This is a genomic window from Paenibacillus sp. (assembly GCF_048976745.1).
Classification (GTDB): Bacteria; Bacillota; Bacilli; order Paenibacillales; family Paenibacillaceae; genus Paenibacillus.
Window position 1 is genome coordinate 600,934 of record NZ_JBHGUU010000004.1, and the last position, 25,685, is coordinate 626,618.

20 protein-coding genes and 1 other annotated feature are annotated in these 25,685 nt (G+C 46.7%); of the genes, 12 read left to right on the top strand and 8 right to left on the bottom strand.

The genetic code is table 11. From position 1 onward, the window contains the following. Window positions 1-3 precede the first annotated feature (3 nt). The 7 genes from ACE3K2_RS03635 to ACE3K2_RS03665 form a co-directional block, all read right to left on the bottom strand. Window positions 4-657 carry a methylthioribulose 1-phosphate dehydratase gene (locus ACE3K2_RS03635; RefSeq protein WP_421886781.1) on the bottom strand — a complete coding sequence of 218 codons (654 nt, stop codon included), beginning with the start codon at window positions 655-657 and terminating at the stop codon, window positions 4-6. Window positions 658-660: 3 nt separating this feature from the next. Then, window positions 661-1,338, bottom strand: a complete 678-nt coding sequence (locus ACE3K2_RS03640; RefSeq protein ID WP_421886784.1) for a 2-hydroxy-3-keto-5-methylthiopentenyl-1-phosphate phosphatase — start codon at window positions 1,336-1,338, stop codon at window positions 661-663. Then, window positions 1,335-2,558 (bottom strand): 2,3-diketo-5-methylthiopentyl-1-phosphate enolase, encoded by a 1,224-nt coding sequence (locus tag ACE3K2_RS03645; RefSeq protein ID WP_421886787.1) that lies wholly within the window; start codon window positions 2,556-2,558, stop codon window positions 1,335-1,337. The genes ACE3K2_RS03640 and ACE3K2_RS03645 overlap by 4 nt, the downstream gene beginning before the upstream one ends. Further along, window positions 2,555-3,415 carry a pyrroline-5-carboxylate reductase gene (proC, locus tag ACE3K2_RS03650; protein WP_421886789.1) on the bottom strand — a complete coding sequence of 287 codons (861 nt, stop codon included), beginning with the start codon at window positions 3,413-3,415 and terminating at the stop codon, window positions 2,555-2,557. The genes ACE3K2_RS03645 and proC overlap by 4 nt, the downstream gene beginning before the upstream one ends. A gap of 36 nt (window positions 3,416-3,451) precedes the next feature. Continuing rightward, window positions 3,452-4,699 (bottom strand): glutamate-5-semialdehyde dehydrogenase, encoded by a 1,248-nt coding sequence (locus ACE3K2_RS03655; RefSeq protein ID WP_421886893.1) that lies wholly within the window; start codon window positions 4,697-4,699, stop codon window positions 3,452-3,454. A 56-nt stretch (window positions 4,700-4,755) separates the two neighbouring features. Beyond that, window positions 4,756-5,859 carry a glutamate 5-kinase gene (gene proB, locus ACE3K2_RS03660; protein WP_421886792.1) on the bottom strand — a complete coding sequence of 368 codons (1,104 nt, stop codon included), beginning with the start codon at window positions 5,857-5,859 and terminating at the stop codon, window positions 4,756-4,758. A gap of 82 nt (window positions 5,860-5,941) precedes the next feature. Then, window positions 5,942-6,156: a binding site (T-box leader), on the bottom strand. A 64-nt stretch (window positions 6,157-6,220) separates the two neighbouring features. After that, the gene (locus ACE3K2_RS03665) at window positions 6,221-7,429 is read right to left on the bottom strand and encodes a pyridoxal phosphate-dependent aminotransferase (protein ID WP_421886796.1); all 1,209 of its coding nucleotides are present in this window, start codon (window positions 7,427-7,429) and stop codon (window positions 6,221-6,223) included. Between the two features lie 262 nt (window positions 7,430-7,691). On the opposite strand from ACE3K2_RS03665, the gene ACE3K2_RS03670 reads away from it, so the two are divergent. The 3 genes from ACE3K2_RS03670 (at window position 7,692) to ACE3K2_RS03680 (ending at window position 11,403) form a co-directional block, all read left to right on the top strand. Continuing rightward, window positions 7,692-8,687: an ABC transporter substrate-binding protein gene (locus tag ACE3K2_RS03670; protein WP_421886799.1), complete on the top strand. Its 996-nt coding sequence runs from the start codon at window positions 7,692-7,694 to the stop codon at window positions 8,685-8,687. Between the two features lie 201 nt (window positions 8,688-8,888). Then, window positions 8,889-10,511, top strand: coding sequence for an ABC transporter substrate-binding protein (locus ACE3K2_RS03675; protein WP_421886803.1), 1,623 nt, complete (start codon window positions 8,889-8,891; stop codon window positions 10,509-10,511). Between the two features lie 73 nt (window positions 10,512-10,584). Continuing rightward, on the top strand, window positions 10,585-11,403 hold the full coding sequence (locus ACE3K2_RS03680; RefSeq protein WP_421886806.1) for a carbon-nitrogen family hydrolase: 819 nt from the start codon (window positions 10,585-10,587) through the stop codon (window positions 11,401-11,403). A gap of 513 nt (window positions 11,404-11,916) precedes the next feature. On the opposite strand, the gene ACE3K2_RS03685 is transcribed toward ACE3K2_RS03680, so the two are convergent. Then, window positions 11,917-12,837 (bottom strand): LysR family transcriptional regulator, encoded by a 921-nt coding sequence (locus ACE3K2_RS03685; protein WP_421886809.1) that lies wholly within the window; start codon window positions 12,835-12,837, stop codon window positions 11,917-11,919. 376 nt (window positions 12,838-13,213) lie between these two features. Here ACE3K2_RS03685 and leuC point away from each other — a divergent pair, with 376 nt between their 5' ends. The 9 genes from leuC to ACE3K2_RS03730 form a co-directional block, all read left to right on the top strand. After that, window positions 13,214-14,635 carry a 3-isopropylmalate dehydratase large subunit gene (gene leuC, locus ACE3K2_RS03690; protein ID WP_339308556.1) on the top strand — a complete coding sequence of 474 codons (1,422 nt, stop codon included), beginning with the start codon at window positions 13,214-13,216 and terminating at the stop codon, window positions 14,633-14,635. 31 nt (window positions 14,636-14,666) lie between these two features. After that, entirely contained in the window at window positions 14,667-15,269 is a 603-nt protein-coding gene (gene leuD, locus ACE3K2_RS03695; RefSeq protein WP_091028995.1) for a 3-isopropylmalate dehydratase small subunit, read from the top strand. A gap of 598 nt (window positions 15,270-15,867) precedes the next feature. Further along, window positions 15,868-17,274 (top strand): N-acetylmuramoyl-L-alanine amidase, encoded by a 1,407-nt coding sequence (locus ACE3K2_RS03700; protein WP_421886812.1) that lies wholly within the window; start codon window positions 15,868-15,870, stop codon window positions 17,272-17,274. Window positions 17,275-17,532: 258 nt separating this feature from the next. Beyond that, the gene (locus ACE3K2_RS03705) at window positions 17,533-18,942 is read left to right on the top strand and encodes an N-acetylmuramoyl-L-alanine amidase (RefSeq protein ID WP_421886815.1); all 1,410 of its coding nucleotides are present in this window, start codon (window positions 17,533-17,535) and stop codon (window positions 18,940-18,942) included. 35 nt (window positions 18,943-18,977) lie between these two features. Beyond that, the gene (locus ACE3K2_RS03710) at window positions 18,978-19,655 is read left to right on the top strand and encodes a GerMN domain-containing protein (RefSeq protein WP_421886817.1); all 678 of its coding nucleotides are present in this window, start codon (window positions 18,978-18,980) and stop codon (window positions 19,653-19,655) included. A 72-nt stretch (window positions 19,656-19,727) separates the two neighbouring features. Further along, on the top strand, window positions 19,728-22,466 hold the full coding sequence (locus ACE3K2_RS03715; RefSeq protein WP_421886820.1) for an S-layer homology domain-containing protein: 2,739 nt from the start codon (window positions 19,728-19,730) through the stop codon (window positions 22,464-22,466). 163 nt (window positions 22,467-22,629) lie between these two features. After that, window positions 22,630-23,325: an endonuclease III gene (gene nth / locus ACE3K2_RS03720; protein WP_421886823.1), complete on the top strand. Its 696-nt coding sequence runs from the start codon at window positions 22,630-22,632 to the stop codon at window positions 23,323-23,325. A 23-nt stretch (window positions 23,326-23,348) separates the two neighbouring features. Beyond that, window positions 23,349-23,621 carry a hypothetical protein gene (locus tag ACE3K2_RS03725; protein ID WP_017687779.1) on the top strand — a complete coding sequence of 91 codons (273 nt, stop codon included), beginning with the start codon at window positions 23,349-23,351 and terminating at the stop codon, window positions 23,619-23,621. Between the two features lie 301 nt (window positions 23,622-23,922). Further along, window positions 23,923-25,685 (top strand): dynamin family protein (locus ACE3K2_RS03730; RefSeq protein WP_421886826.1); only part of this gene is annotated, 1,763 nt, incomplete at its 3' end.

Consider the following 25,685-nt stretch of genomic DNA (forward strand, 5'->3'; position numbering starts at 1 on the left):
TTGCTATTTCGTAACACCCTTCAGCAGAAGTTGACGGTACATCACTTCGAATAAGAATTCGAAAGCTTCCAGATGACGTTTCGCTTCAAAAGCATTTTTGCCCCACACGTATATGCCGTGATTACGAAGCAAGATTCCTGGCACTTTGGCATCCAGTACATCCGGTACCAATTCCGCAATGGACGGAATGTCTGCAAAATTAGGCAGAACGGGAACACGAATCTCCGCATTTTCTTCCCAGATGTTGAAAGCCTTAATCAGTTCGATGCCTTGAATCGGCACGTGACCCTCTGCTCCAAAGAATTCGCTAATCAGGTTGTTAAACACGGTATGCACGTGGAATACAGCACCGCAGCCGGTCAAACGATAGATTTCACAGTGAATCAACGTCTCGGCACTTGGTTTCAACGTTGTTGTTTCGATCGCTTTGCCGTGCTTGTCCACAAAAAGAAAGTCTTCCGGTGTGCGCAGAGATTTGTCTTTGCCTGAGGCGGTAACCGCAAAATAAAATTGCTCCGGGTCAAAATCTCCTACACGCATCGACAGATTGCCACTTGTTCCGGGGAACCAGTTACGACTGGCGAACAGTGCTTTAATATCAGCCAGTTCTTCAAGGACCTGACGTTTGTGTTCCAATGTAATCTTTTCAAAACCCATCGTTTACAGCACTCCTTGTGTTTGCTTCTGTTTCATATCTTCGATGATATCGTAAAAGGTAGCGAATGGCACATGGTCCACACCAAGTTCAATACACTTGTCTGTCAAAATGGAGCGGGAGTAGACGAGATCGGCGATCTTGGCGCCTTCAAAATCCGTCAGACTGTCTCCAATGAGAATTCGATTATACTGTTCTTCCGGGAAGGTACGAATCACTGTTGTTTTGCACATCCCACAGCCGTTCTCACACGGAGGTTGGCAGGGATTTGGCCATTCAATCCGAATGGTTTCACCCGAGAAGTCAGCTCCGTTGCAATAGACATGATCCTTAGGTATATCGAATGGCGCGAGTAAGGGTTCGATAAAAAAGTCCATGCCACCGCTGGTCACATTGAATTCGATACCTTCGCTGCGAACGTAGTCAAGAAACTCGCTGAATCCTTCACGGATTCCCGCTTGTCCAAGCACAAATTCCACAATTTCATCTTTCCGGGAAGCAGGCAACAGAGCAAACATGGCTCCAACACCTTCACGCAGTGAGATGTTCTGCTCAATCGTGTCTTTCATTATGGCTTCAATGCCCTCAGGCTTGAAATGTTTCATGATCGCTACAATATTGTCCGAGAGGGTAATCGTACCGTCAAAATCACAGAAAATGACTGTTTTTTTATCACTTCTCATCGTTCGCCACCCCACAGATCCAGTGCGCTTTTCAGTTCCGGATGCTCGTTTGCATACTGAGCAAGTGGAATGGAACGCTGAGCTGCCTCAATCGCTTGGATGAATGCACGTCCGCCTGCTTCAGTCCCCATAGGATGCCCATGAATACCGCCGCCAGCATTAACGATGACATCCGTGCCAAAGTCGCGCAAAATAAGTGGTACAAGGCCTGGATGGATACCGGCTGAGGGTACTGGCATACTGGTTCTAACAGGCAAATCAGCTGTCAGTAATTGCTCTGTGATTGCCATATTTTCTTCCTTCGGCATCGTTACTGATCCATAAGGAGAAGGGAAGAGCACCAGATCGGCACCCGCAAGACGCATCAACTGGCCAAGTACAACCGAAGCCGATATGCCGTAATGTGGTGAAGGATACAGTGCACCTGCAAGTGCAGGGTGAGCCATAATGGGCACACTGATATCTGGATCACTGCTGAGTTCATGCAGGACATCATATCCGTAGGACAAGACGTTGAACAACAAGGCATTGGCTCCTGCGCCGATGGCGCGTTCAGCTTGCTCTTTCAGACGAGATGTAGGCCCCGTGAGATTGGTTGCATACAGAAGTTTCTTGCCAGTCTCCTGGCGTGCCTGTTCTGCAGCTTTCATGCAGACCTCGACTCTTTTTTCGATGGGGGTCAATTTATTCTCGAACAGAATCTCATCGTCCTTGATCAGATCAACGCCCCCAAGGGCCTGACGAATAAATTGTTCACGCAGTTCATCTGCATTTAGCCCAATAACTGACTTGAAGATACTCATTAACAGTGGACGGTCGTGTACACCAAGCAGATCACGAACACCAGTCAGTCCAAACTTGGGTCCAGGGAATGCACTAAGGAAACCATCCGAGAAACCAAGTTTTGTCAATTTGATCCGGCCATCCATTGAAATTTTGCCAAAGACGGTCACGAGCAGGGCAGGGATGTCACGACTGAAGTTGACATCAGGATATCCGATAGTAATATCGGCGTAACGCTCACCCGTAGCCATTCCATCAGCTTCATGTACTTCTACGCTTATTACTTCACCCAGATGTTTCTGCATCGCTTCACGCTGGGCTTGCGGTAACTCCGTCCAGCTGCCCACGGTCATGCCAATCGCGATGGACTGAGCCTTCTTGCGAAAGTCTGCATGGTCATCATGCAGACGATATGTGGCTGTGCACATGTTATTCATTTTAAATCCCCTTCCAAAGCAGCTCCCATCTCCCGTGAGCGCTCTGCACAGCGGTTGACGGCTGCGATTACATTTTCAAAGAAATCTCCTTCATCCAGCGTTTTCAGTGCTGCCTGGGTTGCCCCTCCCGGGGATGTTACATCACTACGAAGCTTCATTGGTTCCAAGCCGGTTTGTTGCACCATACGTGACGCGCCCAACACCGTCTGAACGGTGAGATCACGAGCTTGCTGGCTGGATAAACCACCACGAATACCTGCGGCAATCATGGCCTCCATTAAATAGTATACATAAGCAGGGCCGCTTCCGGAAATCCCTGTGAGCACTTCGAGTTTATCTTCAGGCACGATGGTCACGATACCAACCGCTTCAAACATAGTCATCACTATACTGCGCTGTTCATCCGTAATCTCCGCAGAGAAGGCAAGACCCGTTGCACCGAGTCCAATGGTACTGGATGTATTCGGCATGGTTCTGGCGATTGGCTGTTTACGACCGAGCAAGGACTGCATTGTGCGGATCGATAATCCGGCAATGACAGACACGATCAGTTGATCAGGTGATAACAACGGACCGAGTTCACGCAGCGCTGCGGCAGCATCTTTCGGTTTCATACAGAGTACAATGACCGGAGTGGAGGCAAGATGATCCAGAGATTGTGAAGCCGTTCCGGTATGTACTGCATAACGGGTGCTGAGCTCCTCCTGACGTTTCTGGTTGCTGCGGTTCAGCATCGTAATATCCTGAGGACGAACGACTAGGCGGGAGATCAGTCCGCGCACGATGGCCTCAGCCATCGCGCCTGCTCCGTGGAAAGTAATCTTTTGTTGTAGTAACGTCTGTTGCTCTTGACTCATATTTATCGTTCCTCCTATATAACTGGTGCTGAGATATTATTGACGAATCTGTCCATTGCCTGTAATCCGATATTTGGTTGACGTCAGTGCTGGCAGTCCCATCGGTCCACGAGCATGAAGTTTCTGGGTACTGATTCCGATTTCGGCTCCATAGCCAAATTCAAATCCGTCGGTGAAACGTGTGGACGCATTGTGATAGACGGCTGCTGCATCCACATCATGCATGAACCGCTCTGCATGGGCTGTATCCCGCGTTACGATACACTCGGAATGTTTGGTTCCATAATGTGCGATGTGCTGCATCGCTTCGTCCAGACTCTCGACCACACGGATATTCAAAATATAATCGTTGTACTCGGTCGCATAGTCTTCCTCGGTTGCCTCAAGGGCAGAAGGGACAAGACGGCGCACGGTGTCGCAACCTTTCAAGGCCACATTGGCCTCACGGAATTGCTCGGCAAGAGCAGGCAGATGCTCTTCCGCATATGCCGCATGCAGCAGCAACGTTTCCATGGAGTTACATACGGAAGGGCGTTGTGCCTTGGCATTGATGGCAATTTCGGCTGCCATAACCGGATCGGCTGATTCATCCACATAGGTATGACAGATGCCCGCCCCAGTTTCGATAACAGGTACGGTTGCATTGGCAACCACATTACGGATGAGGGAGGCCCCGCCGCGTGGAATGATGACGTCCAGCAGTCCGTTCAACTTGAGCATTTCATCTACGGAAGCACGGTCTGCATCTTCAACCAGTTGCAAAGCATCAGCAGGCATGTCTGTCGTTGTGAGTGCCTGATGCAGCACCTCGACAATTTTACGATTGGAGGACAAGGCTGAGGAGCCGCCGCGCAGAAGGACTGCATTACCTGTTTTGAGACATAATCCGGCTGCGTCTACAGTTACATTTGGACGAGCTTCATAGATGATACCAATCAGGCCAATCGGCACTCTTAATTTTTCAACATGCAATCCGTTTGGACGGGTGAATGTTTCCAAGACTTCACCGACTGGATCAGGCAGATCTGCAATCTGACGTAATCCTTCAGCAATTCCAGCAATGCGCTCCTGATTAAGTGCGAGTCGATCCAGCATGGATTCCGGCGTGCCTTGTTCTCTGCCGCGTTCGAGATCTTCAGCGTTTGCCGTAATGATGGAATCCGTCTCTTTAATCAAAGCATCTGCCATGACACGCAGGGCCGTATTTTTCTGTTCTGTATTCAATCGGTTCAGCTGTGGAACCGTGGCTTGGGCTTTGCTGGCTTTTTCTCTCACTTCACTCATCATAATTCCTCCTCATATATAAAGTTGAGTATTTCAACCACTATATAACTTCTTGTTTATTTTAACGTAATCCATTCGTCTCTATGAATAACCTCAAGCCTATGGATGCTGGCGAGTTGTTTCATCACTTCGCCACTGGGAAGTCCGGCAATGAGTCGAAGCTGGTCATCATCATAATTGACAATACCGCGACCAAGCAGGGTTTCATCCATTCCGATGACCTCTACAACGTCTCCTGCATGAAACGTTCCCAGTACCCGCTTGACTCCTACAGGCAGAAGACTATGCCCCCCATGGACAAGGGCCTCTTCGGCACCGTCATCCACAACGACGGTTCCCAGTGGAGTAGACATGAAGCCCAGCCACTGCTTTTTACGGGATAGGGAGGCGAGTCGTGTCTCAAAGTAAGTGCCTTTGCCCGTGCCATCAACCGCCTGCTGCATATCTCCAGGTTCTTTCACACTTCCTACAAATACGGGTACGCCTCCACGTGTAGCAACCTTGGCTGCATCAACTTTGGATCGCATTCCGCCTGTGCCAACCGATGAGCCTGAACCTCCGGCAAAAGCGTAGATCTCAGCCGTTATTTCGGGGATACGGTCGTAACGTATGGCAGACGGATCTTTACGCGGGTCTGCGGTGTACAGGCCGTTGGTATCCGTAAGTATGATCAGATGTTGTGCCTTCACCAGGTTCGCAACCAATGCGGACAACAGATCGTTATCACCAAACTTCAATTCGTCCACCGATACGGTATCGTTCTCATTGAAAATCGGAATCACTCGCTGTTTGAGCAGCTCCTCCACGGTCATACCTGCATTCCCCATACGTTTACGACTGTGAAAGTCTGTACGCGTTAACAGAATTTGTGCCGTAGTAACGCGGTGCGCTGCAAAAGCCTGTTGATATGCCTGCATCAATAATGCCTGCCCAACGGCCGCTGCAGCTTGTTTCTCATGCAACTGTTTAGGCCGCTGAGGGTAACCGATCTCCCGGAATCCGGCAGCTACCGCTCCAGAGGTGACCAGAAGTACTTCATGACCCTGATCAGCCAATGCTGCAATTTCTCCGGCAAAAAAAGTGATCGCACTGCGATCCAGACCGCCTTCTTCCGTGGTAAGCGAGCTGCTTCCAATCTTAACTACAATACGTGAAGTCATGGTTTCACTTCCTTAAACATGATTAATTAGTGCTTCTGGAGCAGGCTTTAGCGGGTACAAAAAAAACTCCCGCCCTTTAGTTAAAAAGGACGAAAGTTTGTTACTTCCGCGGTACCACCTTTATTGATGATCAGATCATCCGGCTTCATGCCCTGTAACAGAAGGCACTGTCCTGTACGTAACAGGCCGCTCAGGGGTAGGTTTCAGAGAAGTGCCGCGGTAAATTCTTTCAGCAGGGTGGAATTTACTCTCTGGGCGCGACTGATATTCTCTTACTGGTCCCGTCATCACGTTTCGTTCAATATTTCTTATAACATACCATGGAAACTTGGCATATGCAAAGGGGTTATGGTCCTGTAAATTACTTGAATAAGTTCAGCTTGCCAATCCGTTCCACAGCTTCGCGTAATCGGTTTTCATCACTTAGCAGTCCTGCGCGCACATAGCCTTCACCATGCGAACCAAAACCAATACCTGGAGCTACGGCCACCTTGGCTTCCCGCAGTAACAAGTCTGCAAATGAAGCAGAGGTATAACCTGCCGGTACAGGTAACCAGCTGAAGAATGAACCTGCCGGTTTAGAAGCTTGCCAGCCAATCGAGGTAAGAGCGTCATAAAACGCATTACGACGAGATTCGTAACGTGAAACCAGCGAAGTGACACATTCCTGAGATCCAGTAAGTGCTTCCGTTGCCGCAGCTTGAATCCCACCGAAAAGACTGACATAGATATGATCCTGAAGCAGATTAATTTTAGAGACAATCTCTGCATTACCTAGCGCGAATCCAACGCGCCATCCAGCCATATTGTACGTTTTGGATAACGTATAGAACTCAATACCCACCTCTTTGGCACCGGGAGCTTGTAGGAAACTTACTGGACGATGCCCGTCGAAACCAATCGCCCCGTACGCAAAGTCGCTGGCAACGACGATTTGATTTCGAATGGCAAATTCAACTGTATCTTCGTAGAACGAAAGAGGTGCCGTTGCCGAAGTTGGATTGTTGGGATAGTTAAGGAACATCAACTTGGCCTTCTCCCGATCTTCGGCTGTAACAGCTTCATAATCCGGCAGGAATGCATTGGACTCCAGCAAAGGCATAAATGACATGTTTGCTTTGGCGAGTGCAACACCGGACCAGTAATCCGGGTAGCCTGGATCGGGAACGAGAACGGTGTCACCGGGGTTAAGCAGGACCTGAGGTAACTGAACCAGTCCTGTTTTGCCCCCGAACAGAATGGCTACTTCAGTCTCGGGATCCAGATCAACGTTGTAATCTTCCTTATAACGTTTGGCGACAGCTTCCTTCAGGAAAGAGTACCCTCTAAAAGGGGAGTATTTATGGTAGAGAGGATTTTCAGCCGACTCTTGCAGTGTTTTCACAATATGGGGTGGTGTAGGTGTATCCGGGTTCCCCTGACCCAGATTGATCACATCATGTCCACTTGCGATTTCACGATTTACATTTTGAACAAGGGTAGCAAAAAATTGGGTTGGTAGCTGTGTCATTACATCAGAAGTTGGTATCGTAAAGGCTGAACGAGCAGTTGTTTGGTCTGAATGGGTCATTATATTTATCACTCCGGTTATTAAATATGGCCAATAGTTCTCATTAATTTATCACGCCAATCCCGAGCTGTATAGAGGGAAATCCACTTGATTAGACAGTACATAGGAGCAAAGTACGGAGGATTGTACAAAACTGAAAGTGACCATATCGTTTTGTCCATTGAGCTCAGAGAAGCCTTGTTTTATGATAATATCCGATAATGATAATCAATATCATTAAATTATATTGTACAATGCACATGATACAGGGGGAGAAATAGCAATGAAAAAGGGCATACGAAATACGGCAGTACTATTTACGATTACATGGTTATCCATTCTGCTATTGGCTTGTGGAAATCAGGCTACAACACCTGCTGCCGGCGCAGAGGATTCCAAAACAGCCACAGAAACCACAGAAACCACGACTGCGGCGGAAGAGACCAATGAGGGTGAGACCCGGGTATTCAAAGATTGGACTGGGCATGAGGTAGAGGTCCCTGTAAATCCGAAGCGAGTCATCTATCATGGAGAAGTTACCGGGGATTTGCTCGCACTTGGTGTTGTTCCTGTAGGCATACTTCGTCAGGATGGAACTGTATACGATGATCAGGTTGCTCAGGCAGAGGATGTAGGATTTCCGATCAGTGTAGAAAAGGCGCTAGCCTTGAATCCCGATCTGATCATTTTCTCGAACAGTGATGAGGCACAATACGATCAGATCTCAAAAGTTGCACCTACGGTTACATTTGATTCGTTTGGATCAATAGAAGATCGTATGCGTATCCTTGGCGACCTGTTGAACAAAAAGCAAGAAGCCGAGGATTGGATTACGAATCATCAAAAAGCAACAGAAGAGATGTGGAAGCAACTTCATGAGAACGGATTGAAAGAAGGGGAGACTGCTTCGGTATTCACCATGTATCCCGGAAATCGTCTGTTTGTCATGGCGGGTGCAGGATTGCCACAGTTGTTATATGGAAAAGACGGGCTGAAGCCAACTGCGGAAATTCAGAAAATATTGGATCAAGACATGGGATTTGCAGAGATTTCGACTGAGAAATTATCTGAAATTGCCGGTGATCGGATATTTATTCTGGATCCTGTAACCGACGATGCAAAACAATCCACCAAAGAATTACTGGATAGTTCAATCTGGAATAATCTGCCTGCTGTAAAAGAAGGAAACGTGTATCGATTTGATATCGTAAAAGCTTCAAGTGATGCCCTTTCCAGGGAGTGGCTGCTACAAGAGCTGCCAAAACAGATGATCCAATAATTGATGATAAGTTCGTAAGGCGCAATTAACATCTTTGAGTAATGCAGATTTAAAAGTAAAAGGAGCCTTCAACCTTTCGTTGAGCGCTCTTTTTTTGCTGATTAAAGTCATAGCTGGATTATTGACTATCACTCGCTTATAATCAGACCATACAGAATTATTGATAATCATTCTCATTTTAGAAAAACGAGGTGAACCGACATGCAGGCTTTGGATGCCGATGGGGGAGCGTTGTTCTTCTCAGCATTCATGTTTCGGCTGGATCATCTGGTACGAAGAATTGAGCTGCCTGAACAGGTGATGCTGGAAGTTGCTTGCGAGAAACATGCGTTCCTGATCTGCGAGGAAGGGGAGGGGCGTTTATATATTGGAGATGAACAGTATCCGTTTACTACGGGATGTGTTTATCCGCTTTCTCCGGGAGAGGGCTACCAGATTGAACATCGCAATGACTCGGAATTGAAATATTTCGTGATGAACTTTGATGTTATTCATGTGTTGACGGGTGATCCGGAGCTCTATACTCGCCCCGTATTTGTGCATAGAAACCAATTGAATGGCTATCCATATGCTCCGTTAAGTGGGCTGTTGGAACAGATGTATATCATTCGGAACTATAAAACAGACGCCGAATACAGTCATCTGAATGCACAGTTCCAAAAATGGATGGAGATGATCATTACCCGGTACACTTCTCCAAAGACGGAGCAGAGTATGGAAGCAAGGCTACACAGTACAATTCAGTATGTGGACGACCACTATGCTGAAGAAATCACTGTACAGAAACTGGCACGTATTGCGGAGATCAGGCCTGTGCAGTATACGACCCTGTTCAGACAACTCACAGGCCACAAGCCACTCGATTATGTAAATCATGTACGTATTAAACATGCCAAGGAATGGCTTCGCAAATCGGATGAACCACTTCGGGATATTGCGAGCCGGGTGGGGTTTAAGGATGAGTATTATTTCAGCAGGCGTTTTCGCCAAATGACCGGATTATCTCCCCGTCAATATGACAGATCTATTCGGCAGCAGACGTTGGTACAAGATTGGTTGGGGCATGATGTGAATATTCCAGTAAACCCGGAGCGAATAATGTATTACGGAGATTCGGCTGGGGATCTGCTGATGCTGGGCATTCAGATACTGGGAGATCAGACCTATGACGCGGTTGCGCCGGTTAATGTGGAAGCAGCTGTTCAAATGAAGCCAGATTTGATTATTTTTGATAGTAACAACGAACAGCAATATGAACAACTTTCCCGTATTGCACCAACACTCGCATACAATTCACATGCCATGTTGGAAGAGCGAATGCGCAGATTGGGCAATTGGTTTTGCAGACAACCTCAGGCTGAACAATGGCTAACCTCCTATGCGGAGCGTACTGAACATATGTGGGCGAAGATCCATACAGCAATTGAAGCCGGGGAAACGGCATCTGTATTTACATACCACCGGGGTGCACGATTGTTTGTTATGGGCAATATCGGGCTGGCGCCACGACTATATCATCCCATGGGTTTCAGGCCAGTTACCAAAGTGAAGGAAGCACTGGCGGCGGGCAGAGCCTATAAGGAAATTTCGGCTGAAGCAGTGCAACAGTACGCCGGGGATCATGTATTTGTTATGCTGCCTGAGGAAGTCGTGGCAAGACAGGCTACAGAGATGCTGATGAAAAGCCCCAGTTGGAGTGCCCTTCCGGCTGTGCAGAATGGACGGGTGTATCCTGTGGAAGAGTCGACCTGGAATGTGGGTGATGCGCTAACGAGTGATCGATTGCTGACCCTGCTGCCTGAATTGTTGTGTGCAAGTTCATAACAAAAACAGGCTTGCAGTCCTCAGGAGGATCAAGCTATGATAGCAGGTATTACGGTTCAGAGGAGTGCTTGTCATGACAGAAAAACAACAGGGAGAAATGCGTGTAGCCCTGATTCAGGGTGATATTCAGCTCGGAGACCCTGAGGCTAATCATAAACATATGCAGTCGTTGCTTGAACGTGCGGTAGAACAATATCCGGATCTGGGGCTGGCTGTGCTACCTGAGATGTGGAATACCGGATACGCGTTGACGCAAATTCATGAACTCGCTGACCCGGAAGGCCAGAAATCTCGGGAATGGCTGTCTGCTTTTGCTCAGAAACATCAAATTTCCATCGTTGGCGGTTCAATTGCCGAGAAACGGGATGGTCAAATATACAATACAATGTACGCGTATGATCGTGATGGAAAACAGATCACACGATACGATAAATTACATTTGTTCCGTCTGATGGACGAGGAGAAATATTTAAAGCCTGGAGCGGAGCCTGAAATCTTTGAATTACAAAACGGTCTTACAGCGGGTGCTTCGATCTGTTATGATATCCGCTTCCCGGAACTTGCCCGGACACTGGCTTTAAATGGTGCCAAGGCGTTGATTGTACCGGCTGAATGGCCGAAGCCCCGCCTGCACCACTGGCGTACGTTGCTTACGGCAAGAGCGATTGAGAATCAGATGTATGTGATCGCTTGTAACCGTGTGGGTAAAGGGGGAGAGACCGAGTTTTTCGGGCATTCCCTGATCATTGATCCTTGGGGTGAGATTGTCGCAGAAGGTGGCGAAGAGGAAGAGATCGTGACCGGAATTATTCGCCCTTCCTTGGTGGATGAGGTTCGCGGGCGTATTCCCGTATTTGAAGACCGGCGACCTGGTATTTATTTTGGCGAATAATAATAATTGAAATAAAATTCTTCATAAAAGTGTTTATTCTTCCATGACGCGGGTAATGATAACTATCCCGTTACCAAGGAGATGATCAATCAATGGACAACCATGTGAAAGATACGCTCAGGAGACTGGAACAGGATAACACAAGGGAAGATCACTTAAGGGCATTCTTAGAGAATGGAGCAGGAGGCTTATCACCCCCTGATTCAACTGTTCAGGACGAAGGCCGTGTAATGAATCAGCAAAACAGGCTGACAAGCGATCGTAATTTGCGAAAATAAACCACCAGACATGAAATTTTCTTATGTATGTTTCTACGTTAACATTATAAATTAGCATTAAAGTTTAACAACTTAATAAGCAACATTGTACTCTAACCAGTTACTGTGATTGCGATGTAAGAACTTTATCCTGCGGATGCGGGAAACGAATATATGACAAAAGCTTGGCCCATAAGGGTCAAGCTTTTGTTTGGGTTCAATGTGAAATGTCCTCATACCCATAGGAGTAATTTTCTTAGTCTCCCTTTGACAATTCGGCCACAGTTTGTTGAAACGTATGGATGAATGCTTCGGCTGCCTTCGACAGTACTCTGCCTTGACGATAAGCCACAACAAGTGTTCTGCTAGGAGTTGGCTCAGCAAGCGGGACGTACACAGGCACGAATTCACTGCGCGGCGCACGGGCAATGAAGCGTGGAACCAGTGTAATGCCCATGCCAGTGGCGACCAGCGACTGAACAGTTTCAATATTGGTGCTCTCAAACACAACTTGGGGATCAAAACCGGCCTGCTCACAGAGATCAAATGTAAGTTTGCGGAACCCTTGTCCTTTTTTCAATACAACAAAGGGTTCATTCCGAAGCTCTTCAATTCGCACAGGAAGCGGATTCTCCGGATCTGCCCTGCGTGCCAGAGGGTGATTCGGGGGAACCGCCAGATCAATCCGTTCTTCGCCAATGGTTACATAAGACAAGCTTGGTTCTTGTAAAGGAAGAGATAACAGACTTAGATCAGCTTTGCCGCTTGCTGTCAATTTCTCAAGCGTAAGCCCAGAGTCTTCCAACAAGGTGACTTCAATCTCGGGATACGCTTGTTGGAATGCAGGAAGCACATGTGGGAGAAGATGTGAACCCGTGATTGGCATGCTGCCCACAACGACTTTGCCTTTGCGAAGCTGGGAGATGTCTGACATTTCCTGACGTAATAACTCCATGGCATCTACGATCTTCTGAGCTTGCTCAACAAACGTTACACCGGCATGGGTTAACTCTACGGTACTTGTATTACGCTGAAACAACAGTACGCCCAATTCTTTTTCCAATTTGGATAATTGCTGGCTTAATGAAGGCTGGGCAATATGCAGCTTCTCTGCTGCCCGGGAGAAATTGCGTTCGGCCGCAATTTGCAACGTATATTGAAGTTGTCTGAATTCCATCGTCATTGGTCATTCCTTTCGTTATGCCACCATTATATCACTACAGATGAAGAAATCATTCTCTTTGCCTTAACTACCGGTAAACTCATATAGCAGGGAAGGGCTTCTTTATTTTGTATAAAAGCATTGACAGCGAAGAAGCAGGAACGTACTATAAGACTTATGTGATAATGATAATTGTTATCAATTGAAACCTTTGCGATGAGCAGTGGTTTATTTGTCTTTCTCTCATTATAGGTTAAACCTATTACATCTATAGATATTATATCTTGGAACAATGAAGGACAGGGTGATATATTTATGTCATTCAAGAGCTTCAATTTTTAAAGGAAACAGAGGCTCTTCCAAGGACCGAACTTATAATGAGGTGAAAATGATGAGTAAAAAAACGATGTTTGAGAAAATTTGGGAAAATCACGTGATTCATCAAGAAGAAGGCAAACCAAGCATTCTGTATATCGATCTGCATCTGGTGCACGAAGTAACATCTCCGCAGGCATTTGAAGGACTTCGATTGAGCGGACGTAAAGTTCGTCGCCCTGAGCTGACATTTGCAACAATGGACCACAACGTTCCAACCAAAGACCGCTTCAATATTACAGATCCAATCTCCAAACAACAAATTGATACACTTTCGCAAAACTGCCGTGATTTCGGCGTGAAATTGTATGATCTGGACACTATTGATCAAGGCGTTGTGCACGTTATGGGACCTGAACTTGGTCTGACTCACCCGGGTAAAACGATTGTATGTGGTGACAGTCATACATCCACACACGGTGCGTTTGGCGCACTGGCATTCGGAATCGGAACAAGTGAAGTTGAGCACGTTATGGCAACTCAATGTTTGCAACAAGCAAAAGCCAAAACGATGGAAGTTCGTTTTGTCGGCAAACGTAACCCGGGTGTAACCGCGAAGGATATGATCCTCGCAGTTATCGCCAAATACGGTACAGACTTTGCAACAGGTTATGTTATTGAGTACACAGGCGAATCCATCCGTGAGTTGAGCATGGAAGAGCGTATGACGGTCTGCAACATGTCCATCGAAGGTGGAGCAAGAGCAGGATTGATCGCTCCGGACGAAACAACATTCGAATATCTGCGTGGACGTGAATACGTACCAGCGGGTGCAAAGTTTGATGAAGCTGTAGCAGGTTGGAAACAGCTTGTAACCGATGAAGGTGCGGAGTTCGACCATGTGGTTGAAATCGATGTGGAAACATTGATTCCGCAAGTAACTTGGGGAACAAGCCCAGGTATGGGAACCGACATTTCTTCGAAAGTTCCTGTTCCGGCTGAATTGCCTACAGAAAACGAACGCAAAGCGGCTGAAAAAGCGCTTGAATATATGGGACTTGAACCGGGAACACCAATCGCCGAGATTCCAATTGACTATGTATTTATCGGTTCTTGCACCAATGGTCGGATCGAAGATCTGCGTGCGGCAGCAAAAGTGGCTAAAGGTCACACGGTATCCAGTCAGGTTACAGCAATTGTTGTACCAGGCTCAGGACGTGTTAAAATTCAGGCTGAACAAGAAGGATTGGATAAAATCTTTACAGAAGCCGGATTTGAATGGCGTGATGCGGGATGCAGCATGTGTCTGGCAATGAACCCGGATGTATTGAAGCCAGGACAACGTTGTGCTTCGACTTCCAACCGTAACTTTGAAGGACGTCAAGGACGCGGAGGACGTACACATCTGGTATCTCCGGCAATGGCAGCAGCAGCAGCGGTTAAGGGTCACTTTGTTGACGTACGGGACTGGAACTTCAAAACGGAAGCAGCGATCTAAGCTATAACAGACAGAAGGGAGAACGTTTAATATGGAAGAATTCAAAACATTACAAGGCATCGTTGCACCGGTAGACCGGGTCAATGTCGATACAGACGCAATCATTCCGAAACAGTTTCTGAAACGGATTGAACGTACCGGATTTGGACAATTTTTGTTCTACGAATGGCGTTTCGATGAAGAGGGCAACAATAATGCTTCCTTCGAAATGAACAAACCTCGTTATGAAGGGGCATCCATCCTGATCTCACGTGCCAATTTTGGCTGTGGATCTTCCCGTGAGCATGCGCCATGGGCAATTATGGACTATGGATTCCGCTGCGTCATCGCTCCATCTTTTGCAGATATCTTCTATAATAACTGCTTTAAGAATGGAATCCTGCCAATCAAGTTGTCAGAAGAGCAAGTTGAAGACTTGTTCCAACGTACAGCTACACATGAAGGTTATGAGATGAATGTAAATCTGGAAAACAAAACGATTACCGATGCATACGGACTGCACATTGATTTTGATCTGGATGAGCATCGTCGTCAATTCCTGTTGCAAGGACTGGATGATATCGGTCTCACTCTTCAACATGACGATGAAATCGCTGCGTATGAGCAACGCCACGCGGCAAAACTGTTTGGTTAATCGCTAAAGTATGGTATAGCAGAAAGCTTCTGCCTCGCCAAAGGAACTTTGTTCCTGTGGATGAGACAGAGGCTTTTTGTAATTTCAGAAGTAAATTATCTTAATCAGTCATCTATACACACAACTCTTGATTCTTCTTGGTGGAATATTTCAATACGTAATCTTCCTCATTATTCACTTCTAGAGAAGCAATTTTGATTGGAGTATAATCCAAACGCGTCTATCTTTGAGTACAATTGTGTGAGTATCCGCTTCCATCTTAAAGAGTACGTTGATCTAATGATCCGTTTTTTTTGTAATATTACCTATTCCGATATATGTATACTTTTAAGTTACATTAATAGGTGGAATATCATCAATTTATGACATCACTGATACGAAATCGATACACATTCATGTAAAAGAGACTATGTTCTTAAATATGATCTGCTTTTTTATCTTATTTCCGACTGAATATGACAACGTTGTAACCGGATGAAGGGACAATATCTGATAAACTGATTAGTAGATTATGGAAGGTTACATAGACTCATTGATGTTACGCTGTGCAGAGAATCAGGTCGGATGTTCAAAAGACAATAAGAATGGTGGATGAGGTATGAAAAAATGGTCCGCAGCAGTCGTTTTTCTTCTGTTCCTATGTTTATTTCCAGTCATGGCCCATGCAGACACCACTCCCTCGATTGTACTCGACGGTGTAACCATTAACCAGCAGACGGGAGCACCTGCCGAAAATATCGGAAAAACGGTCATGGTTCCGATTCGAATTGTATCCGAGAATCTGGGTTATAAGGTGAAGTGGGAAAAAGCAACCCAGTCAGTCCAGGTTCAAAAAGGAAACAGCACGATTCTAATGACTGCTGGTAAAGATGCAGCTACAGTGAATGGAAACGTGGTGACTCTGGATTCGCCTCCACTGATCAAACAGGGAACAACGCTTGTTCCGTTACGCTTTGTTGGAGAAGGCATGGGTCTGCGTGTTGGTTGGGACAATGGAACCAAGACAGTAAGCCTATATAGTGTTCCTCCCGTAGTTGGAACAGAAGGTGACAGTGACCCCGTCGAGGCTCCTGTACCGGATGGTCTGACAGAGCTTCAAGGGATCAGCTTCAGCGGAGATCGCTTGATTGTAGCAACAAACGGTAATATCAGTCCCAAAGTATCCAGTCTGGGTGGGCCAGACCGTATTATTGTTGATCTGCCTTCAGCCACATTCTCTCAGGAATTCATTCAGGGACAAGCCACTAACGCGGATGGTAGTGGACAGATTCTTGTTACGGATTCATCGTTAGTTTCCAAAGTCCGGTATGCCATGTTCAGTAAATCACCTTCTACCGTGCGCGTCGTTCTGGATCTGAGTCAGACGGCTACAGCCAAATGGTCTGTTGGAGATAACAATGTCTTGCTCGTTGACCTTACAGCCACGAGTGGAGAGCCTACAAGCCAACCGGCCGTACCTACGAATGACGGCAAAACCATTGTGGTTATTGATCCGGGACATGGTGGTCGTCAATCTGGTGCAGTAAGTTTGTCAGGAGCCTATGAGAAGGATTTCAATCTGGCTGTAGGGCTAAAGGTACAGGCCATCCTTCAACAATACAACAATATTCAAACGGTCATTACACGCCAGGATGATACAGAGCTTTCGCTCAAACAACGAGTGGATATTGCTGAATTGAATCAGGCAGATGTTTTTGTGTCCATTCATGGAAACAAATTCACAACCCCCGTACCAAACGGCGTTGAAACGCTTTACAGTCGCAAGGAAAGCAAGACTTTGGCTGATACTCTTCACAAATATGTATTGCCGATAACAGGACTCAAGGATCGTGGGGTTAAAACGGCTAGTCTACATGTGACCCGTGAAACAACCATGCCTGCTGTGTTGCTTGAATTAGGTTTTTTAAGTAACCCTACAGATGAAGCAGTCATGCTGACAGAAGAATACCAGGACAAATGTGCACAGGCGATTGTGGACGGAATCGTTGAATTTTTGGGACTGTAAAGTGAATTGTGCGCAAATATGAAGGTTAGGATAGTACGTTGTTTAGAGATGTGTATTTGATAAATAAGGAAAAAATAAGACATTAAAATGTAAAAAAAGCTTGATCTGACAACGTTTTTTTTCTGTTACGTTGGAATATATTCGCAACTTTTGAGAGTGAGGGGCGTCTAATAGGTGTCTGGTAATGCCCAAACGGTCAGTCGGAGTTGGAAAATGACAACATGCGGCAAAAAAATATGAGAATGGTAGGGGTGAAGGATGAAGAAGTTCGGTTTTTTGGTACTGTTATTTGTCTTTGGGCTCGTATTCCCGGGCTATAGTCATGCAGCAACAGACACGAAAATTATCCTAGACGGAAAAGAAATCGTACAGCCATCGGATACAAAGGCGGAAATTATCAACAGCAAGGTGATGGTTCCGATCCGGGTTGTGTCCGAGAATCTTGGGTATAGCGTGGAGTGGAGGCAGCAAACGCAAACGGTGACTATCAGCAAAGACAACACTGCCATGCAGATGATTGTTGGACAGAAGACGGCAACGGTGAACGGCAGTAACGTAAACCTGGATGCCCCGCCACTCGTGAAAAACGGTACTACACTCGTCCCTCTCCGATTTATTGGTGAGGAAATGGGACTTAAGGTGGGTTGGAACAACACCACGAAGACGGTAACATTAGTTACCCAGAATTCAGGTTCCGGAAACGGGACAACCACTCCTCCGAACTCTGGCAATAATGGCGGGGGATCGGATCAGGAAGGTCTTGTACTGGTGAACGGCATCAGCTTCAGCGACAACCGCTTCATGATTGCAACAAGCGGAAGTACGAAGCCGAACGTCTTCACGATGACAGGACCAGATCGAATCGTTATAGACTTGCCGAATACCGCATTTGCTGATTCGTTCAGTGAAGGACAGGCTCTAGACAGCAACCAGAATGGACAACTCGTCGTTAGCGGCTATCCGGATGTGTCTAAGATTCGTTACTCGTTATACAGCAACAGTCCATCTACACTTCGTTTTGTGATTGATCTGTCCAGTTCGAAAGGGTACAGTGTGCAAAATGATTCCGGACTGATCATGATTAACCTCGACAATCAAAGTGGTACACCTGCTCCTCCAGTTGGTAATAATGGCAAAAAAGTTGTCGTTATCGATGCAGGTCACGGAGATCATGATCCTGGGGCAATCGGTGTAACGGGTAAACGTGAAAAAGACTTCAATCTGGCAATGGCTCTGAAAGTGGAAGCCTTGTTGAAAAAAGAATCCAAAATTGACGTTGTGTTAACGCGCAGCGATGATACATTCTTGGCATTGAAAGAACGTGTGAAGATTGCACAAGACATAAAAGCGGATATCTTCATCTCCATTCATGCTAACAGTGGCCCTACTGCTGCGAACGGTGTAGAGACATTTTATACACGCTCCAACAGCAAAGCACTTGCTACAGTGATGCACAAGTATCTTTTGCAGTCTTCCGGACTGAAAGATCGTGGAGTGAAAACGGCAAGTCTCCATGTTACCCGTGAAACGACAATGCCAGCAGTTCTGCTGGAAGGTGGATTCCTTAGCAATAAGAGCGACGAAGCAGCCCTGTTCACGGAGAGTTTCCAAAACAGTGTAGCCAAAGGTATTGTCGCAGGAATCAAGGAGTATCTGGGAATTCAATAAGGGACAAGCCCTTATGTTGAGGAGGCGGAGTTAGAATGAACAAGAAAATATGGATTGCAGCCTTGCTGGTAACGGTTATGGCAGTTGCTGCTGGATGTGGAAGCAAGCCAACAGCTGCTCCGAATCAGACGCAAGGCGCAGGAACTGAAAACAATGTGACCGAGGTTGAAGGCGAAACAATTACCGAACCGGTAACTGCTGAACCTGAAGAGAACACAACACCTACAGAATCCACGGAAGGCAGTTCGGAGGAAACAACTACAACTACTCCGCCAAGCGAAACGTCTACGGATAAGCCCGCAACTTCCGATAGTAATGAAAAGAAAACGATCACTGTATTCTACACGGATGAAGAAGAACTGGAGTTGCACAAAGCTTCGGCAGAGATTTCATACGCATCGGATGATGCCAAATATAAGGCTGCCTTTGAATCACTGCAACAGAGCAAAGACAGTAAACTTGTTCCACTGTGGTCTAAAGAAATTGAATTGAAGTCTGTTCAGTTCAAGGATGGGGCTCTTACGCTGGATATTCATATGCCAGATACGGCACGTCTTGGAGCAGGTGGAGAATCTTATGCGTTGGATGCTCTAAAACAAACATTCTTCCAGTTTGATGAAGTGAAATCACTTGATTTACTGGTGGATGGTCAACAGACCGAGAGTCTGATGGGCCATGTGGATCTTGAACATCCAATGACAAGATCCGAATAGGCTGTACAGCATGCTGTTGTACCGTGAATCCAGGGAATATGGGTCGTTTTACATGAGAGAGGGGAATCATAGGTGACTTTTAAATATAACAATCCATCACACTCTAAAAAAGTAGTATCAGCCGTGCTTGCAGGCATGATGGCCCTTAGCGCCGGCGGAGCTGCCATGGCAGCAGAATCAACAGAAACAGGGCAGGGTCAGACTGCTGCAATAACAAATACGGCTGCACCAGCTGGTTTGTTCAGTGACATCAAGGTCGGATACTGGGCTGAGAAACATGTATACAAACTGGCATATCAAGGCATTCTTCTCGGTAACAACGGCCTGTTTCGTCCAGGAGACGCGGTAACACAGCAAGAAGCTGTAACGATGGCAATCCGTTTTATGAATCAAGAGGACCAGTTGAATACCGACACGGCTGCGGCATTACCGACAAACATGGAAGTGGGAAATTATTTCAAGCCATATGTCGCGCTGGCACTTCAACTGGGACTGATTGACAAAACGGAAGAATCAACGGTGGATGTATCCAAGACCTCCTGGGGGCAAAAGCCTGCTTCACGGGAATGGATTACGAAATTGTTAATCCGCTCATTGGACAAGGATGCTGAAGCAAAGGCACAGAACAATCAATCTACCGGATTTGCTGATAATGCAAGTATCTCCGAAAGTGGTAAAGGTTATGTCAATCTGGCTGTTAGCCTGGATCTGGCCAAAGGTGTGGAAGGTAACAAATTCAATCCAACCGGTTCCGTAACCCGTGCTCAACTCGCTACTTTCTTCAGTCGTGGCGAATCGTTAACGGATACGAAGTACCCGAACACATCCACGGGTTATGTGACTGGATTGAAAGATGGGCAGATCACGCTGGTTGTGGACGGCAAAGCCGTTAACTTCGCAGTGAACAGCAGTACGCCTTACTTTACGAAAGACAGTGAAACTCGTGCTTCATCCACAGATGTGAAGCTGTATACAAAAGTTATGGTTGTAGGTTCGGCAGGTGGGGCTTCCTATGTGGAAGTCGTTGATGCTACACCACAGGTGGAGAGCGTTGAAGGTACATTTGCACGTTCATTGTCTGGTAATAAAATTGGTATCTTTGTGGGCGAAAATTACGAAACGTACAGTTATGATGAGGCAACTGCATTCATCGATCAGAATGGTAATGCAATCAAACTGTCCGATATTACGGCAGATAGCATCATCGAAGTACAGCGCGAGACGTTCTCGGCTGACAAAAAAACAGTAGCGATTCGTGTGAAATCCGGCATTGTTAACAAAAGTGACAATGGTGTAATTGCTGAAGTATCCACTTCTGGAAAAACAATTAAACTTGTCAATGCAGCGGGTGCTACCGAGCAATTTGCATACAATGACAACCTGCTTATCACATATCAAAACCGTATCCTGTCAGTGGCAGATCTCAAAGCCGGCAGTGCCGTGAAATACACCGTTAAGGACAGTGTTCTGCAAACGATCGTATTATCTCAAGGTGTGGAGCAATCTGTACGCGGGACATTGGTTGAAATCGGTGGTAACCAATCCACGGTAACGTTCAAACGTGAAGGGGGTTCACTTGAGGCAAAACTGCTGACTGAGAAGCCAGAAGTCATTATCAATGGCATTCAGGATGCAACGCTGAATGATCTTATCACGGATGCAACGAACGGGGATCAGGTGGAGTTGACATTGAACTCTGACGACCAGGTAACGCGTATTCAGGTCATTGGACGCCAAATGGAGCCTATGAACGGGGTAACGGTAGTATCTTACAATAGTAAAACAAAGGTACTTACCGTGTTAGATAACAACAAAAAACCGTTTGTATTTACATTGGATGAAAAAACCAAGCTGGATTACAATACAACCAAACCTACACTGGCTGGTCTGGAGTCACTCTTAAATGATGGTCGCAAATTGGATCTGACCTATGTGGGAACACGTGCATTGTCCGTTAAAGTGATTTACAAGTATGAAGGTACGATCAGCAACATTGATACTTCTGGCAAGAAAATCAGCTTGTTGTCCGGTAATCAGACAATTACAGTGCCTTATTCTGTGGTACCTACAGTTGAGATGTATAACAAATCCGGCGCAAGTCTGGGAGATCTGAAGATTGGTGACAAAGTTACCGTAACGCTTGGAGCAAACCAGGATGTCGTGCAGAAGATTGCACTGAACACTGTAGCTCAATTCGAAGTGGTTGCCTTGGAAGCAAATAGTCGTATTCGGGTAAAATCCGATCTGTTGACAAGTCAGTTCTATGTGGATCAAGCGGTACTGACAGGAGAGAGTGGTCAAACGATCACGCCTTCACAATTGACAGTAGGCAACCTGATCAATGTAACGTTTGAAGGAGCTACGCCAAAAGCGGTTCAAGTTGTGAAGCGTACGCTGGCTGAAGTTACAGCGGTGGATGCTTCATCCGTAACGCTCAAGCAGTTTAACGGCCAGACTGAAACCGTGCCTGTTAGCGGGTCGGTTAAAGTCGTAAAATCCGGCTCCACATTAACTTCACTGACGAGTCTTACGGTCGGAGATCGTGTTGAAATGACAAAAGATACGGATAATTCAACACGATTCAGAGTGCTGACTGTCATGAGTAAACAATTCTGGTCTTATGATGGTGTTGGTAACCAGATCTTGGTTAAACGGGAGACGACAGCAGACACAAACTATCGTTTTGCACTCGGATCAAGTGTATTTGTTCACCAGGGTGACAATACTTTAAGCGTGCAATCTCTCAGAGATAATGATAATATTGTATTGTATCTCCTGAACAATGTTATTCTGGAGATTCAAAAACAGTAATCGTTTCTTTTCGAGGATCAAAAGAATGACCGTCTTGATACGGGATCTTTCCCGCATCAAGACGTTTTTTTTGCAAGCTTTTTGAGGTCCCCGCAAAGTATTCGGATGAAGCTTCGAAGTAAGGCTCCGCAGCGTGGAGTCATTTTGTGGGAGGTAGCTCTTCATGAATGCAGCGACGGTTAGGCATATACTCGAAACTATGGAAGCAATGTTTCCTGATGCACATTGCGAATTAAATCACAGCAATGCATTTGAATTGACGGTAGCTGTCCTTTTGTCTGCCCAGTGCACTGATGAAACGGTGAACAAGGTAACCACAGATTTGTTCCAAAAGTACAAAAGCCCAGCGGATTATCTGGCGGTTCCTCTCGAAGAGTTGGAACAGGATATTCGGCGAATCGGTTTGTACCGGAACAAGGCCAAGCATATTCAGAACATGTGCCGAATTTTAATAGAGCAGTATGGCGGTGATATACCGCAGGAACATGATCAGCTTGTGACGCTGCCAGGTGTCGGGCGGAAAACCGCGAATGTAGTTGTTTCCAATGCGTTTGGAGTACCGGCAATTGCGGTAGATACTCATGTTGAACGTGTATCCAAGCGGCTGGGGCTTGCTGGTTGGGATGACTCCGTACTTGAAGTCGAAAAGAAACTAATGAAGCGCGTACCCCGGGATGAGTGGACTTTAACTCACCACCGGTTTATATTTTTTGGACGCTACCATTGCAAGGCACAGAACCCTGCGTGTCATATCTGTCCATTGTTGGACATATGCAGGGAAGGGAAAAAACGTATGAAAACGTCCCAAATCAGGAAAGATAAGGAACGTGTCATCACCCGAAAACGAAAAATAAATTAATGAGCAGAAAAGGATGAATAATCATGAAATGCATTTCCGTGTATACTGACAATTTTGAGGCCTTCTCCGATATTTTTGAACAAATCGTTGAACAGGAAATGGCTGAAAATGAAGAAAAAGAAGTAGAAGGCATCACAGTAAGCCATTCTGGCGACGTGCCTGAACATTATCTGGAGCGTATGTCCGTTAAACCAGAAGTTGTTGTTATGAGAGACAAAGGCAGAGACATCACCATTCTGCAACATGGACAAGTATTTGAAATCTTGCTGCCTTCCATGGAGAACGCAGTTTCCTAAGAAGTGATAACACTGTAGGGTCTGTTGTATCAATGTCATGAGGATTGTTGTGGTTTAAGTGATCGCATCGCATTCATGCAACAGACACTTGGCTAAGCATTTTGCGAAATGCTAAATATAGAACCTATTAGAGATAAAACCGACTTGTTCGGTTTTATTTTTTTATATAAGCAGGGTAGCTGTCATGTATATTCCATTCCAACCGTTCAAATTTAAACTTGATAATGTTAAAATAAATGTTGTAAAAGAGATAGACGTCGAAAGGGATATCAAATTAGAGGAGCCAGGGGGAAGGCCAGTCATGTCCAGAACAGATTACCCAAAAGAAATGGCCAGACCTTTGCTTCCGCTGCGTGAAGCGATGGAGCAGACAGGGGACCATACGGCTGTACAGGCTTTAACGGATTTAATCAGCAAGGCAGAAACGAAACATCTGACGATTGCGTTCTGCGGTCATTTCTCTGCAGGCAAATCAAGTCTCATCAACAGTTTGTGCGGTAAACGGGTACTGCCTTCAAGTCCCGTACCAACAAGTGCGAATGTGGTATCCATACGTAATGGTAAGCCGAGAGCGCTTATTTATACGACTCCAAACGTAAGCGCTGACAATGGAACCAGCACACTTGAAGTTTCTCCAGAAGAATTGGAGGCGTATTGCAAAAATGGCGGAGCGTACAGCTCAATTGAGGTATGGGATGATATTCCGCTGCTGAAAGACGATGCTGTCCTGCTGGATACACCAGGTGTGGATTCAACAGATCGTGGGCACAGCCTCGCGACCCATTCCGCGCTACATCTGGCGGATGTGGTCTTCTATGTTATGGACTATAATCATGTCCAGTCCGAGACGAACCTTTCATTTGCCAAGAGTCTGTCCGATTGGGGCAAACCATTGTTTTTGATCGTGAACCAGATCGACAAGCATCGGGAACGTGAGCTTTCTTTTGACCACTATGCCGAAGGTGTCGAAGCCATATTTACAGCCTGGGAAGTCAGATATGACGGACTGTTGTTCACTTCCCTCCGCGACAAGCAGCATCGCTACAACCAATGGGATGTGCTTCCGGAACTCATTGGACATATGATGCAAGAGAAGGAAGCGTTAATTGCGCACAGTTTAGCAAGTTCGGCCAGTCATGTAACGGAGCAACATTTGACGAGAGAAGCGGAGAAACGTGAAGACGAAGAAAATTCTCTGTTGGATGAGATCGGCGGCAAGGAAGGAATTGAGCGTTTGGAACGGGAGCTGGAGCTTCTGGATCAACAAGCAGCAGACATTCGTACCGGGCCATCGCGAGTGCGTGAGAAATTCCGGGCAGAGCTTGAGCCTCTTCTCGCGAACGCAAATCTTACTCCTGCGGATATTCGTACGTCGGCTGCTGCCTATTTGGAGAGCCGAAAGCCGGGTTTCAGGGTAGGCTTATTGTTCTCAGGCGGCAAAACCGAGCAGGAGAAACAACGCCGCTCTTCTGAGCTGGTGCGGTTATTACAGGATCAGGCTTCCGGACAAGTTGAAGTACATATTCGTACGATGCTTAGGCAGCTGGGTGAATCCCATCAGCTATGGGGAGCAGAGTGGGAGCAGGCGCTCAATACGGAGCTTCCTGCTGTAGATGAAGCAATGCTGGAGATGAAACGTAGTGCCAGTGCTGAGGTATCTCCAGAGTATGTGATCCAGTTCAGCAAAGATGTGCGGGGCGAGATTGAGACCCGCTATCGCAGGTCGGCCATGATGCTGGCCGACCGCATGCTTGAAGCGCTGGGCGCGCGAGGCGAAGCCGCGCTCCAGGCGCTGGACGCCAGCCGCGCAGCGCTGCTGGCGCAATCCGCGGCGGCGGCGCGCTACACGGCGCTCCAGCGCAGCGCCGCCGCAGAGGCAGCAGGGCTGCGCAGCCTGCTGCCCCATGCGGGCCCCCTCCCCTCCGGGCTATTGCCGGAGGTGAAGGGCCCGGATGTGCCCGCGGTGCCTGAACCGGGTGAAGCTCCCGGTTCGCATGCGGGCACTTCAACGTGTGGGGCGGCGCAGCCACAGACGTCAGAGGCACCGCCGCAGCAGCGCGCAGC